Origin of the sequence: Streptomyces sp. CB02366, from assembly GCF_001905905.1 — a bacterium.
GTDB lineage: Bacteria > Actinomycetota > Actinomycetes > Streptomycetales > Streptomycetaceae > Streptomyces.
Map to the genome: position 1 here is coordinate 24,151 of NZ_LIVT01000025.1, position 12,910 is coordinate 37,060.

Below are 12,910 nucleotides of genomic sequence, written 5' to 3' on the forward strand. Positions count from 1 at the left end.
ATACGGACACGAGGGGGCAACGGGGCGATGGGTGCAGCCACGCGTGAGCGTACCGGGCGGGCCGGGCGGCGAGCCGCCGGGTCTTCCCGGAGGCAACGCAGCAACGAACCGCTCGTGACGGCGCCCGCGCAGCCCTCCGGCCCCGGCGCCCCGGCGTCGCGCAACGCACCCACGGCGACGACCCTGCGGTCGATCTCGCGGTCGGACCGGGTGCGGCCGGTGCTGCGGCAGTTGGTGATCATCGAGACGGGTCTCGCGATCGCCGCCGTGGGCGCGGCGCTCGGCGGGCCGTGGCTGATCCCCTCGCTCGTGGTGCTGTGCCTGCTGGTCGCGCTCGCGGTGGTACGCCGACGGGGCCGCGCGCTCCAGGATTGGGCGTCGACCGCGCTCGGACTCCGCGCCCGCCGGCGGGCCGCCGCCGCCCCGCCGGCCGGGGACGCGGAGCCGATGCTGGCCCCGGTCGCGGAGAACGTGCCGGGCTTCGGCCCGCAGGTCTACGTGGACCGGGCGCACCGGACGGTGGGCATGCTCGGCGACGGCACGTTCCTGACCGCCGTGGTGCGGGTGCAGGCGAGCGGCGAGTCGCTGCGGCCCGCCTTCGGGGCCCGTTCGCTTCCGCTGTCGCTGCTGGGCGACGCCCTCCAGGTGGACGACATCGTCCTGGAGTCGGCGCAGTTGGTGCAGCAGGTGCGGTGCGCTCCGGCCCCCCACCTCCCGCAACAGTCGGTGGCCCGGCTCTCGTACGCGCCGTTGCAGGACCGGACGGGTGCGCCGGCCCTGCGGATGACGTGGGTGGCGGTGAAGCTGAACCCGGAGCTGTGCCGTGAGGCCGTCGAGGCCCGGGGCGGCGGGCTGGAGGGGGCACAGCGCTGCCTGGTACGGGCCGCGGACCATGTGGCGAGCCGGATCACGGGCGCCGGTTTCCAGGCCGCGGTGCTCGACCAGGACGAGCTGAACTCCGCCGTGGCCACCTCCGCGTGCGCCAACCCCATTCTGTCGGGGCGGGCCGGCCGGCCGGACGCCGCACCGCAGCGGCGCACGACGGAGACCTCCCGGGTCTGGCGGTGCGACGACCGCTGGCACACCACGTACGCGGTGGACCGCTGGCCCCGGTTGGGGCGGGGCGCCACGCCGCTGCCGCAGCTGGTGGCGCTGCTCACCTCGGTGCCCGCGTACGCGACGACGTTCAGCCTGACGGTCCGGCGGGGGGTGCGCCAGGGTTCGACGCGGGTGGGCGGGCACATCCGGGTCACCGGCGGTTCGGACACCGAACTGGTCGGCGTCAGAAGGACGTTGGAGCAGGCGGCCCGGCACGCCAAGGTGGGTCTGGTACGGCTGGACCGCGAGCAGTTGCCCGGCGTGCTGGCCACGCTCCCGCTGGGAGGAGCAGAGTGAGCATCCGGACCCGGCCCCGACGCGGGCTGCGCGGCCCTCGTCACGCGGGGCACACGGTGGCCGCGGACCACCTCGGCGCGTTGTCCCTGCCGGTCGGCGACGACGGCGTGATCATCGGCAACGACGCCAACGACACACCTCAGTTGATCGGTTTCCACCGTCCGGTGCCGTACGACGTCACGCTCATCGGCGGACTGTGGACGGCCCAGGTCCTGGCGTTGCGGGCGGCGGGCACCGGAGCGCGGGTGGCGGTCGAGACAGGTCGCGTCCAGGCCTGGACGACGCTCGCCCAGGCGGCGGGCGCCGGGCTGGAGTGCGTCTCCCTGTACGACGTGGGCCGGGTGCCGCCGACCGGGGCGACCGTGGGCAGCCCCGTGGTCGTCGTGCGGGACTGCGGCATGCGTCCGCCGCGCGGCCGGGTGGTGTCCTCGCCCTGGCAGTCCGTTCTGACGCTGCTCCCCTATCTGAGCCCCGTCGCCCCGCGGTTGATGCGGTCCTCGGCGCTGGTCGGAGTCCAGCGGGTGTCGCCCGGCGAGGCCGAGCAGATCGGCCGCATCCTCGGGCTGGCCCGCGCCGAGTACGAGGCGCTGCCCACTCTGGCGGACGGTGTCACGCTGTGGGTGGCGGGGGGCGAACACCACTGGGTGATGACGAACCCGACGGACGCGGAGACCGGCCTGCTGGGCACGGCTCGCCGGATGGACTGAATCCCGTCCGTTCGCTCCCCACGCCCCCCTCCCGCCGGGGAACATGGACCACGCACAGTTTCCGTTCGATCGAAGGGACGCCGTCATGGGCACCCAGCAGGAAAAGGACGAGCTCTACGCTCTCGACATCTCCGACGTGACGTGGCTCAGCGCCCCGGGCACCGAGAAGGACGAGGAGCGGGTCGAGATCGCGCATCTGCCGGGTGGAGCCGTCGCCATGCGCTCCTCGCTGGACCCGGACACCGTCCTGCGGTACACGGAGGCGGAGTGGACGGCGTTCGTCCTGGGCGCTCGCGACGGGGAGTTCGACCTCAAGTAGGCCCGGCGCCGTGCGGTCGGCCGTTCCTCCTGGGCGGGTTTGACCCTGCTTGCCCGTCTCGTCGTTGCCGTTCCGTCGCACCCGCTTCACCGGCGTGTGACACCCGGGCGGCGGGGCGGGGTTCGCCGTGCGCCACGCCCTGCCTGAGTTCACCGGATGGCGATTAGGGTGGGTGGGACGCGGCAGATGAACCTGCGTGCAGGTGATGTGCGTCGCAAGGGGGAGAGCCGGGCGGACCGGCACATCGGGAACGGTCGCCCCCACCCACCACGGCACAAGGGTGCTCGACCACACCAGGAGGCAAAGTGAACAGCGATCGGGACGAGACCCGCGGCGGATGGGACCTGCCCGTCGACGAGTCGTCCGACGCGGATCCCGCCGAGATGACGGGTGAGTTCACCATCGACTACACCCCTCCCGCCTGGTACACGCAGAACGCGGCGGGGGACTCGTCGGGGGGAGCGGGCTCGCACCTGGCGCCCCCTCCGCCGCCGGTCGGGGCGCCGTTGTCGTCGCCCGGCCTGTCGGCGGCGCCCGGCGGCTTCGGCCCCGACCGGGCGCCCGCGCCGGCGGCGCCCGCCGAGGCCGCCCCCCTCTCCGGGTCCGCGACGCCCTCCGTCCCCCAGGACCCGGACTCCCCCGCGGCGTCGAGCGCTCCGGCCGCTTCGGTCGCAGGGGGCGGGGACAGCGGCGCGTCCGGCGGCGGTGATGTGGAGAGCGGCGCGACGATGCGGTTCTCGCCCGGCGCTCTCCAGCGGGAGATCGCGGAGCGGGAGGCGGCCGCCGCCGGACCGGACTCCGCCGAGCGGCCGGATTCCACCGGTGGGCCGGGGGCCGTCGCCGTCCCCGGTGCGGACGCCGTCGCCGGTTCCGGCCCTGGCGCTGCCCCTGCTTCCGCTTCCGCTTCCGCTTCCGCTTCCGCTTCCGCTTCCGGCGTGAACGACTCGTCCGGTGCCGGAGACGAGAACGGCCAGGCCGAGGGCCTCGCCTCCGGCACGGACTCCGAGGCCGCGTCCCCTTCCGGTGCGGCCTCCGCCCCCTCCCCCGCCCCCGCCGCGCTCCCGGCCGCGGACTCCGCGGCCGACTCCCGTACGGAGGTGGACCCGGCGGGCGCCGAGGACAGCGGTACGCCCGGGACGGACGGCGCCGGGGCTCCGAGCGCCGGTGACGCCCCCGCCGTGGAGCCGCAGGACACCGCCCACCAGGACACCGCCTCCCAGGACGCCGCCCACCAGGACACCGCGCCCCGGAACGCCGCGCCTCAGGACGGGCCGCAGGCCGCTGCCGCGCCGGTGCCGTGGTCGCCGCCCGCGCAGGGCGGCGCGCTGCCGCCGTTGCCGCCCGCCTTCCAGCCGGCCGCTCCGTCGCCCTCCGCCCCGCAGCCCGCGGCGCAGTGGCCGGGTTCCGCCCCGGCCGACCAGCCGCCCGGCGGCTACGGCTTCCCCCAGGCGGCCCAGGCGCCTCAGGCGGCTCAGCCGCCGCACCAGCAGCCGTTCCCGGACCGGTCCGGTCCCGGTGCACCGCTCCCGGCGCAGGCTCCCCAGGGCGCGGGTGGTTACGGCTTCCCGCCACAGGGCGGCTACGGCTTCCCCCAGCCGGGCCAGCCGGGCCAGGACCAGCCGGTTCCCCCGCAGCAGGGCCGGCCCGGCCAGGCGCCCCACGCCCCGCAGCCGCACACGCCTCTCCCCGCCCAGGGCGCCGCCCTGCCGGTCCCCGTCGCCCCGCAGCAGTCGGCGCCGTACGGGCAGCAGCCCCCGGCGCAGGACTCGCAGCAGCCTCCGGCCCAGCCGCAGCAGCCCGTGGACCCGCGCGCGGGCGGCGGCTGGCCCACCCCCGTGGCGCACGACCAGCGCGAGCGGTCGGTGCCCGGCGCCCCTCTCGGGTACACGGCGGCCGTCGAACTCTCCTCCGACCGCCTCGTGCGGGGCAAGCAGAAGGCCAGGAGCAGCCGCAACCCCTCCGCCGCCTCCCGCTTCAAGCTGGGCGGGAAGAAGGAGGAGGCGGAGCGGCTGCGCAAGCTGGAGCTGATCCGCACCCCGGTGCTGTCCTGCTACCGGATCGCCGTCATCAGCCTCAAGGGCGGGGTCGGCAAGACCACCACGACGACCGCGCTGGGTTCGACGCTGGCCACCGAGCGGCAGGACAAGATCCTCGCCATCGACGCCAACCCGGACGCCGGCACGCTGGGCCGCCGGGTGCGCCGTGAGACCGGGGCGACCATCCGCGACCTGGTCCAGGCGATCCCGTACCTCAACTCGTACATGGACATCCGCCGGTTCACCTCGCAGGCGCCCTCCGGTCTGGAGATCATCGCCAACGACGTGGACCCGGCGGTCTCCACGACCTTCAACGACGAGGACTACCGGCGCGCGATCGACATGCTCGGCAAGCAGTACCCGATCATCCTCACCGACTCGGGCACCGGGCTGCTGTACAGCGCGATGCGCGGGGTGCTGGACCTCGCCGACCAGTTGATCATCATCTCCACGCCCTCGGTCGACGGCGCGTCCAGCGCCTCGACGACGCTGGACTGGCTCTCCGCGCACGGTTACGCCGATCTGGTGCAGCGTTCGCTCACCGTCATCTCGGGCGTCCGCGAGACCGGCAAGATGATCAAGGTGGACGACATCGTCCAGCACTTCGAGACGCGTTGCCGCGGGGTCGTCGTCGTACCGTTCGACGAGCACCTGGCGGCGGGCGCCGAGGTCGACCTGGACATGATGCGGCCCAAGACGCGTGAGGCGTACTTCCACCTCTCGGCGCTGGTGGCCGAGGACTTCGCGCGGGCCCAGCAGCAGCAGGGGCTGTGGACGGCGGACGGCCAGAACCCGCCGCCGCAGTACGCCCCGCCGATGCCCGGCCGGCAGGGCTACCCGGCGGACGGGCAGTACGCCCCCGGTCAGCCGCAGCCCCAGCCCCACGGCCCGGCCCAGACGGGGCAGCCCTACGCAGGCCACCCGGGACAGCCCGGCCCGTCGGCCTACGGTCAACAGGTCCCCGAACAGCCCGGCCCCGCGGGGCAGCAGCAGCCCGGTCGGCTCCCCTACGCCCCCCAGCAGCCCGGCCCCGGACAGCCGTACCCGCCGCAGGCCCCCCAGCCGCAGCACCCGGGCCAGCCGCACCAGGCGCAGCAGCCCTACGCGGGGCAGCAGCCCTACGGCGGAACGCCGCCGTACGGGGGATATCCGGCGGCCGGTCAGCCGGGGGCGCACCAGTCCCCCTACCCGCCGCAGCCCGCCCCGGGCGGTCCCCAGCAGGGGTGGCCCCAGACGCCTCCCGCGCAGGCCGGACCCGGTGCGCCCGGGGGCGGGGCGCCGCAGCAGGGGCAGCCGCAGCAGCAGGGCGGGCAGGCCGACCCGGCAGCCCGGCCCGAGCCGCAGGGCCCGGTGCCGCCCGCCGGGTGGCAGCAGACGCCCCCGCAGCAGCAGACACCTCCGCAGCAGGGGTGACGGCGGGCCGCCGACAGGGCGGAAGTGGACTGGACCAATGAGGGCTCGCATCGCTCACGCGGTGCGAGCCCTTCCGTATTCCCGCAGCCCACACGCGGTTTGACAGACCGTTGACGAGGCTCGACCCCCGCTGATAGACCTTCGCTTCACCAACTGGCGATCCAGAGTTCTACCCGCCTTCTCCAGCGAGTGATGACGCGAGGTCCCCGTCCATGGTCACAAGAGTTCCCCCCCACTCCTTCCGGCCACGCCGACGTCTGCGCCTCCTGCCGGCCTCCGGCGCGGCCGCCCTGGCGCTCGCCGCCGGGTCCGTCGTCCCGGGCAACCCGCTCGCGCCCGCCCCCTCCGAGGCCCGCGCGGACGACGGGAGGACGACGCTCACGGTCGCCGTCGCGCAGAGCGTCGACTCGCTCAGCCCGTTCCTGGCGCAGCGGCTGGTCAGCACGAGCATCCACCGGCTGATGTACGACTACCTCACCAACTACGACCCGAAGGACAACAAGGCGATCCCCGGTCTGGCCACCGCGTGGGAGCCCTCCGCCGACAAGCTGACCTGGACGTACACGATCCGCTCGGACTCGACGTGGTCAGACGGGCGGCAGGCCACCGCCGAGGACGCGGCCTGGACGTTCAACACGATGATGACCGACGAGGGCGCGGCGACGTCCAACGGCAGCTTCGTCGGCAACTTCGAGGAGGTGACCGCCCCCAGCAAGGACAAGCTGGTCATCAAGCTCAAGGAGCCGCAGGCCACGATGGCCGCGCTCGACGTGCCGATCGTCCCGAAGCACGTCTGGGAGAAGGTCGGCGACTTCTCGAAGTTCAACAACGACAAGGAGTTCCCCGTCGTGGGGAACGGTCCGTTCATCCTGACGGACTACAAGGTCGACAGCTATGTGAAGCTCAAGGCCAACAAGGACTTCTGGCGCGGTTCGCCCAAGTTCGACGAGCTGGTCTTCCGCTACTACAAGGACCAGGACGCCGCCGTCGCCGCCCTGCGCAAGGGCGAGGTCTCCTTCGTGGCGGGCAGCCCCAGCCTCACCCCGGCCCAGTCCGCATCGCTGGAGAAGGCCCCCGACATCAAGGTGAACGACGCCCCGGGCCGCCGCTTCTTCGCACTCGCCGTCAACCCCGGGGCCCGTACCAAGGACGGGCAGAAGTTCGGGGACGGGCACCCGGCGCTCCTGGACCAGAAGGTGCGGCACGCGCTGTTCATGGCGGTCGACCGCAGGACCATCGTCGACAAGGTCTTCCAGGGCCACGCCGTCGAGGGCGAGGGGTACATCCCGCCGCGCTTCGGGAACTACTTCTGGAAGCCCTCCGAGGACCAGAAGCTCGCCTACGACCCGGCGAAGGCGTCGGCCCTGCTCGACGAGGCCGGGTACAAGAAGAACGGTGCGGGCAAGCGCGTCGGCAAGGACGGCGAGCCGCTCGTCTTCCGCATCCTCTGCCACGCCACCGACCCCAACGACAAGGCGATCGGCAAGTACCTCCAGGAGTGGTGGGGCGAGCAGGGCATCGGGCTGAAGGTCGACTGCCTCGACAACGTTTCCGACCCCTGGTACGCGGGTGAGTACGACCTCGCCTTCGACGGCTGGTCCGTCAACCCCGACCCCGACTTCGTCCTCTCCATCCACACCTGCGCCGCGCTGCCGGCCAAGGCGAAGGAGACGGCGGCGACGGACAACTTCATCTGCGACGAGCAGTACGACGAGCTGTACAAGAAGCAACTGGCGGAGTACGACCCCGCCAAGCGGGCGGATCTGGTGAAGCAACTGGAGTCGCGGCTGTACGACACCGGGTACATGAACGTCATGGCGTACCCCAATGCCGTCGAGGCGTACCGCACCGACCACATCGAGTCCATCACCACCATGCCGTCGGCCGCGGGCAACATCTACGGCCAGGACGGTTACTGGAGCTGGTGGTCGGCGGTCCCGGCCGCCGGCGCCTCCTCGTCCGGCTCCTCCGGCTCCGGCTCCTCCTCCACCGGGGTGCTCGTCGGGATCGGGATCGCCGTCGTCGTCCTCGCCGGTGGCGGACTCCTGTTCGCCATGCGTCGCCGCTCCACCGCGGAAGACCGTGAATAGTCCATGAGCTCAGAAAGCACCCCCGCCCTGGTGAAGGGCGCGGCGGGCGTGGAGAGCACCGCATCCGGCGGTCCGGCTCCGGCCGGGCCGTCGGCCCGCTCCCCGCGTTCCCGCTCCGCCGCCGGCTACGCCCGCTACGCGGCGGGCAAGCTCGGCGGGGCGGCCGTCTCCCTCTTCGCCGTCCTCGTCACCAGCTTCTTCCTCTTCCGGCTGATCCCCGGCGACCCGGTCAAGCAGATGACCGGCGGCCGTCAGGTCTCGACCGAGCAGATCGCGGCGATGCGCCGTGAGTTCGGCCTCGACCTGCCGCTGTGGCAGCAGTTCACGCAGTACTGCGGCAAGGCGCTGACCGGCGACTTCGGTACGTCGTACCAGTTCCGCGCCCCGGTCGTGGACAAGATCGCCGAGGCGCTGCCCGCCACGCTGCTGCTGACCGGCACCGCCTTCGTGATCTACACCCTGCTCGGCATCTGGCTGGGCGCCCGCTCCGCCTGGCGTAACGGTTCTGCCGGGGACCGGGCCCATACGGCGCTGGCGCTGACGCTGTACTCGGTGCCCTCGTTCTGGCTCGGCCTGCTCCTCATCATCACCCTGTCGGTCGGTATCGGCCCGATCCCGGGGCTCTTCCCCACCGGCGGTATGGAGTCCGGGAGCACCGAGGGCTTCGACCGGGTGCTGGACATCGCCCACCACATGGTGCTGCCCGTCGTCACCCTGGTCGCCGTGGAGTACGCGCGCACCCTGCTGGTGATGCGCTCCTCGCTGCTGGACGAGATGGGCAGCGACTACCTGACGACGGCCCGCGCCAAGGGGCTGCGCGACGACCTGGTCCGCCGGAAGCACGCCGTGCCGAACGCGATGCTGCCGACGGTGACGCTGCTCTTCGTGAACCTCGGTACGACGGTGGCCGGCGCGATCCTGGTGGAGACCGTCTTCTCCTGGCCGGGCCTCGGCGGCCTCTTCTACCAGGCGTTGAGCGTGCCCGACCTGCCGTTGGTGCAGGCGCTGTTCTTCCTGTTCGCCTCCGGGGTGATCCTGATGAACACGCTCGCCGATGTGATCTATCCGCTGCTCGATCCCCGGGTGGGCCGATGACGACGTCGATGGAGAAGCCCTCCGAGCCGCGTGAGCCGGACCTTGGGAAACCTTCGGGCGGTCCGGGCGAGGGCGTCCCGGCGCAGAGCCCGCGCGCCCTGACCCGGGCCCGGCGGCGGCGGGCGGCAGCCCGCTTCTGGCGACAGTACCGCACGCACCGCGCCGGTCTCGTCGGGCTCGGCGTACTCGCGGTGATCGCCCTGCTGGCGGTGACCGCCCCGCTGCTGGTGGGGGCCGACTCGCAGAGCGTGACCGACGCCCCGGGCGGCCCGATGGAGGCGCCCAGCGGTGAATTCCCGCTCGGCACCGACCAGTTCGGGCGCAGCCTGCTCGCCCTGATGCTGTGGGGCACCCGGGTCTCGCTGACCGTGGGGCTGCTCGCGGCGTTCCTGTCGGTGGCCATCGGCACGCTGGTCGGGATCACCGCAGGGCACTTCAAGGGCTGGTACGCCACCGTCGTCATGCGGGTGACGGACTGGTTCCTGGTCATGCCGACCCTGGTGCTGGCGATCGCGCTGGCCACGGTCCTGTCCCGGTCGGTCTGGACGACGGTCCTGGCGATCGGCGTGACGACCTGGCCGACCACCGCCCGCCTGGTCCGGGCCCAGACGCTGTCCGTCGAGTCGCGGCCGTACATCGAACGCTCCCGGGCGCTCGGCGGCGGGCACGGGCACATCATGTCCCGGCACGTCCTGCCCAACGTGATGCCGCTGGTGCTCGCCCAGACCACGCTCGTGATCTCCACCGCCATCCTCACCGAGGCGACCCTCGCCTTCCTCGGGCTCAGCGATCCCACGATCGTCTCCTGGGGCGGTCTGCTCCAGGACGCCCGGGAGGCCGGCGCGGTCAGCTCCGGCAACTGGTGGTACCTCGCTCCGCCCGGACTCGCCATCGCGGTGGTCGCCCTCGCCTTCACGCTGTGCGGCCGCGCCGTCGAATCCGTGCTCAACCCCAAGCTGGGGGTGTCCCGTTGACCGCCACCACCACGACCGGCACGCCGGGTCCGGACCCGTCCGGCCCGCCCGAAGCGACCCGGCCCACCGGCGATCCGCCGCTCCTGGAGGTGCGGAACCTGACCGTCACCTACGGCGGCGGGGCCGACGCCGTCCCCGCCGTACGCGGTGTCGACCTGCGGGTCGAGGCCGGGCGGAAGCTCGGCATCGCCGGGGAGTCCGGCTGCGGGAAATCGACACTGGCCCTCGCACTGCTGCGGCTGCTGCCCGCGACGGCGAAACTGTCCGGCGAGATCCTGCTGGACGGCGAGGACGTCCTGACCATGAAGTGGGGGCGGCTGCGGGCGGTCCGCTGGGCGGGCGCCTCGATCGTCTTCCAGGGCGCGATGCACTCCCTGAACGCAGTGCACCGGATCGGCGACCAGATCGCCGAACCGATCCTGCTGCACAGCGGGACCACCCCGACGGCGGCCCGCCGGCGCGCGGGCGAGCTGCTGGAGCAGGTGGGGCTGCCCGCCGCCCGCGCGCAGGCGTACCCGCACGAGCTGTCCGGCGGCCAGCGCCAGCGCGTGATGATCGCCATGGCGCTGGCCTGCGAACCGCGGCTGATCGTCGCGGACGAGCCGACGACCGCCCTGGACGTGATGATCCAGGCGCAGATCCTGCGCCTGATCGAGCAGTCGGTCTCCGACCAGAACGTCGGCCTGATCATGATCAGCCACGACCTCGCGGTGCTCGCGGACACCTGCGACCGGCTCTCGGTGATGTACGCGGGCCGGGTCGTCGAGGAGGGCCCCGCGCAACGGGTCTACGCCGACGCCCGCCACCCCTACGGCAAGGCGCTCTCCGCCGCGTTCCCGAGGATCGGGGATCCCGCCTCCCGGCACGCCCCGCGCGGTCTGCCGGGAGACCCGCCGGACCCGGCGGCGCTGCCGGGCGGCTGCACGTTCCATCCGCGCTGCCCGGTGGCGCTCGACCTGTGCGCCACCGAGGACCAGGTGCTGCGGGACGCCGGGGCCGGGCGCCGGGCGGCCTGCGTACGGATGGACGCGTCCCCCGGCGCGCCCGCCGCCCCCGCCCCTCCCGGGCCCGACGACACGAGGAGCACCGCATGAGCACCACCCCTCCGGTCGGCGGCGCCGCTCCCCCGGGCCCGCCGGGCGCCGCCGCCTCCCTGCTCAGCGCCGAGACGCTGCAGGTCGTGTTCCCCGGCCGGCGCGGGGCGGCCACCGCCCGCGCGGTCGACGGTGTGGACCTGGACATCCGGCCCGGTGAGATCGTGGCGCTGGTCGGCGAGTCGGGCTGCGGCAAGACGACGCTGGCCCGGTCGCTGCTCGGCCTGGTCCCGCCCACCTCCGGCCGGGTCACCTTCGGCGGCGAACCGCTCGACTACGCGGGCCGGGCCCTGAAGGCGTACCGCAAACGGGTCCAGCTCGTCCTCCAGGATCCGAGCGGCTCCCTCAACCCCCGGCACACGGTGTACGAGGCGGTGGCCGAGGGGCTGCGCATCCACGGGTACGCCGGGGACGAGCGGGCCGCCGTCTCCGAGGCCCTGTCACGGGCCGGGCTGCGTCCGCCGGAACGATTCTTCCTGCGCTACCCGCACGAGCTGTCGGGGGGTCAGCGCCAGCGCGTGGTGATCGCCGGGGCGCTGGTGCTGGAGCCGGAGCTGATCGTGGCCGACGAACCGGTGGCGTCGCTGGACGCGTCGGTGCGCGGCGAGATCCTGGCCCTGCTGCTGCGTCTGCGGGACGAGCTGGGGCTGTCGGCGCTGGTGGTCACCCATGACCTGGGGCTCGCCTGGAACATCGCGGACCGGGTGGCGGTGATGTACCTGGGCCGGATCGTCGAGACGGGCCCGGTCGAACAGTTGCTGACGGCCCCTCGGCACCCGTACACCCGGGCCCTGCTGTCGGTGCTGCCCGAGGCCCAGGGCGAACCGGTCGTCCTGGCCGGTGAGCCGCCGGACCCCTCGAACGTGCCCTCCGGCTGCCGGTTCCACGTCCGCTGCCACATCCTGGCCTCGGGCGAGGCGGAGCGGGCGGGGGTGGCGGAGGCGTGCCGCACGGTGGACCTGCCGGTGCTGGACGGGGGCGGGGGCGCCCAGGTGGCGTGCCACTGGGCGGCGGCGCGCCCCGGGGAGGACCGGGGCGGCCCCGCCCGGGCGTCCGCCTGAGGCCGGTGGCGCTCAGCGGGTCCGGTAGCGGGCGTAGATCAGTCCACTGGCGAAGGCGCGCTCCTCGACCAGTTCGAGGTCGAGGCGCACGCCGTCGGGGAAGAACCGCTTGCCGCCGCCGACCACGCTCGTGGTGATGAACAGGTGGTACTCGTCCACCAGACCTGCCGCGATGGCCTGAGCCGCGAGGTTCGGGCCGTCGACCGTGAGGTCGGCGTCCGCCTCGGCCTTGAGCCGACGCACCGCGTCCGGGTCGAAGGACCGCTCGATCCGGGTCCTCGCGCTGGCCACCGAGTCGAGCGTCGTGGAGTACACGACCTTCTCCGCGGCCTGCCAGTCGCGGGCGTACTGGGCGATGTGGGGCGGCTGACCGGGCTCGTCGAGCGCCGTCTCCCAGTAGACCATCGTCTCGTACATCCGCCGGCCGTAGAGATAGGTGCCGACCGGCCGGAAGAGGTCGTTGACGAAGGTGTGGACCTCCGGGTCCTCGGCCCCGGTACCGAGGCCGCCCTCCGCCGCTTCCGCGTAACCGTCGAGCGAGGTGATCATCGAGTAGACGAGCTTGGCCATGGGATTCCTCCGGCTGCGAGCACCTTGGTCGGGGGTGCTTCCGGGGTGATGACCTCCGGACGGCCCGGAACTCATCGGTCCCGGCCGACCCCCATGGCCGCGCCCGAAGAGGCGTGTGTCCGAGGGGCCCTAGTTGTATTGACCCGCAGGGTTGTT

10 protein-coding genes are annotated in these 12,910 nt (G+C 73.4%); 9 read left to right on the forward strand and 1 reads right to left on the reverse strand.

Annotated elements, in window-relative coordinates; translation table 11 throughout:
* Positions 1-27: 27 nt before the first annotated feature.
* The 9 genes from eccE (at position 28) to AMK24_RS31355 (ending at position 12,184) form a co-directional block, all read left to right on the forward strand.
* Entirely contained in the window at positions 28-1,395 is a 1,368-nt protein-coding gene (eccE, locus tag AMK24_RS31315; protein WP_073772276.1) for a type VII secretion protein EccE, read from the forward strand.
* Positions 1,392-2,102 (forward strand): hypothetical protein, encoded by a 711-nt coding sequence (locus tag AMK24_RS31320; RefSeq protein ID WP_073772277.1) that lies wholly within the window; start codon positions 1,392-1,394, stop codon positions 2,100-2,102. Before eccE ends, AMK24_RS31320 begins: the two co-directional genes overlap by 4 nt.
* 85 nt (positions 2,103-2,187) lie before the next feature.
* Positions 2,188-2,421 (forward strand): DUF397 domain-containing protein, encoded by a 234-nt coding sequence (locus AMK24_RS31325; protein WP_073772278.1) that lies wholly within the window; start codon positions 2,188-2,190, stop codon positions 2,419-2,421.
* A gap of 305 nt (positions 2,422-2,726) precedes the next feature.
* A complete protein-coding gene (locus AMK24_RS31330) occupies positions 2,727-5,870 on the forward strand; it encodes an SCO5717 family growth-regulating ATPase (RefSeq protein ID WP_073772279.1) in 3,144 nt (1,047 codons plus the stop codon).
* A gap of 212 nt (positions 5,871-6,082) precedes the next feature.
* Entirely contained in the window at positions 6,083-7,960 is a 1,878-nt protein-coding gene (locus AMK24_RS31335; protein WP_073772280.1) for an ABC transporter substrate-binding protein, read from the forward strand.
* 3 nt (positions 7,961-7,963) lie between these two features.
* The gene (locus tag AMK24_RS31340; protein ID WP_073772281.1) at positions 7,964-9,055 is read left to right on the forward strand and encodes an ABC transporter permease; all 1,092 of its coding nucleotides are present in this window, start codon (positions 7,964-7,966) and stop codon (positions 9,053-9,055) included.
* Positions 9,052-10,029 (forward strand): ABC transporter permease, encoded by a 978-nt coding sequence (locus tag AMK24_RS31345; protein ID WP_384579507.1) that lies wholly within the window; start codon positions 9,052-9,054, stop codon positions 10,027-10,029. Before AMK24_RS31340 ends, AMK24_RS31345 begins: the two co-directional genes overlap by 4 nt.
* Entirely contained in the window at positions 9,975-11,123 is a 1,149-nt protein-coding gene (locus tag AMK24_RS31350) for an ABC transporter ATP-binding protein (protein ID WP_384579505.1), read from the forward strand. The genes AMK24_RS31345 and AMK24_RS31350 overlap by 55 nt, the downstream gene beginning before the upstream one ends.
* Positions 11,120-12,184 (forward strand): oligopeptide/dipeptide ABC transporter ATP-binding protein, encoded by a 1,065-nt coding sequence (locus AMK24_RS31355; RefSeq protein WP_073772284.1) that lies wholly within the window; start codon positions 11,120-11,122, stop codon positions 12,182-12,184. Before AMK24_RS31350 ends, AMK24_RS31355 begins: the two co-directional genes overlap by 4 nt.
* Positions 12,185-12,196: 12 nt before the next feature.
* Here AMK24_RS31355 and AMK24_RS31360 read toward each other — a convergent pair whose 3' ends face one another.
* The gene (locus AMK24_RS31360; RefSeq protein ID WP_073772285.1) at positions 12,197-12,754 is read right to left on the reverse strand and encodes a dihydrofolate reductase family protein; all 558 of its coding nucleotides are present in this window, start codon (positions 12,752-12,754) and stop codon (positions 12,197-12,199) included.
* Positions 12,755-12,910: the final 156 nt, after the last annotated feature.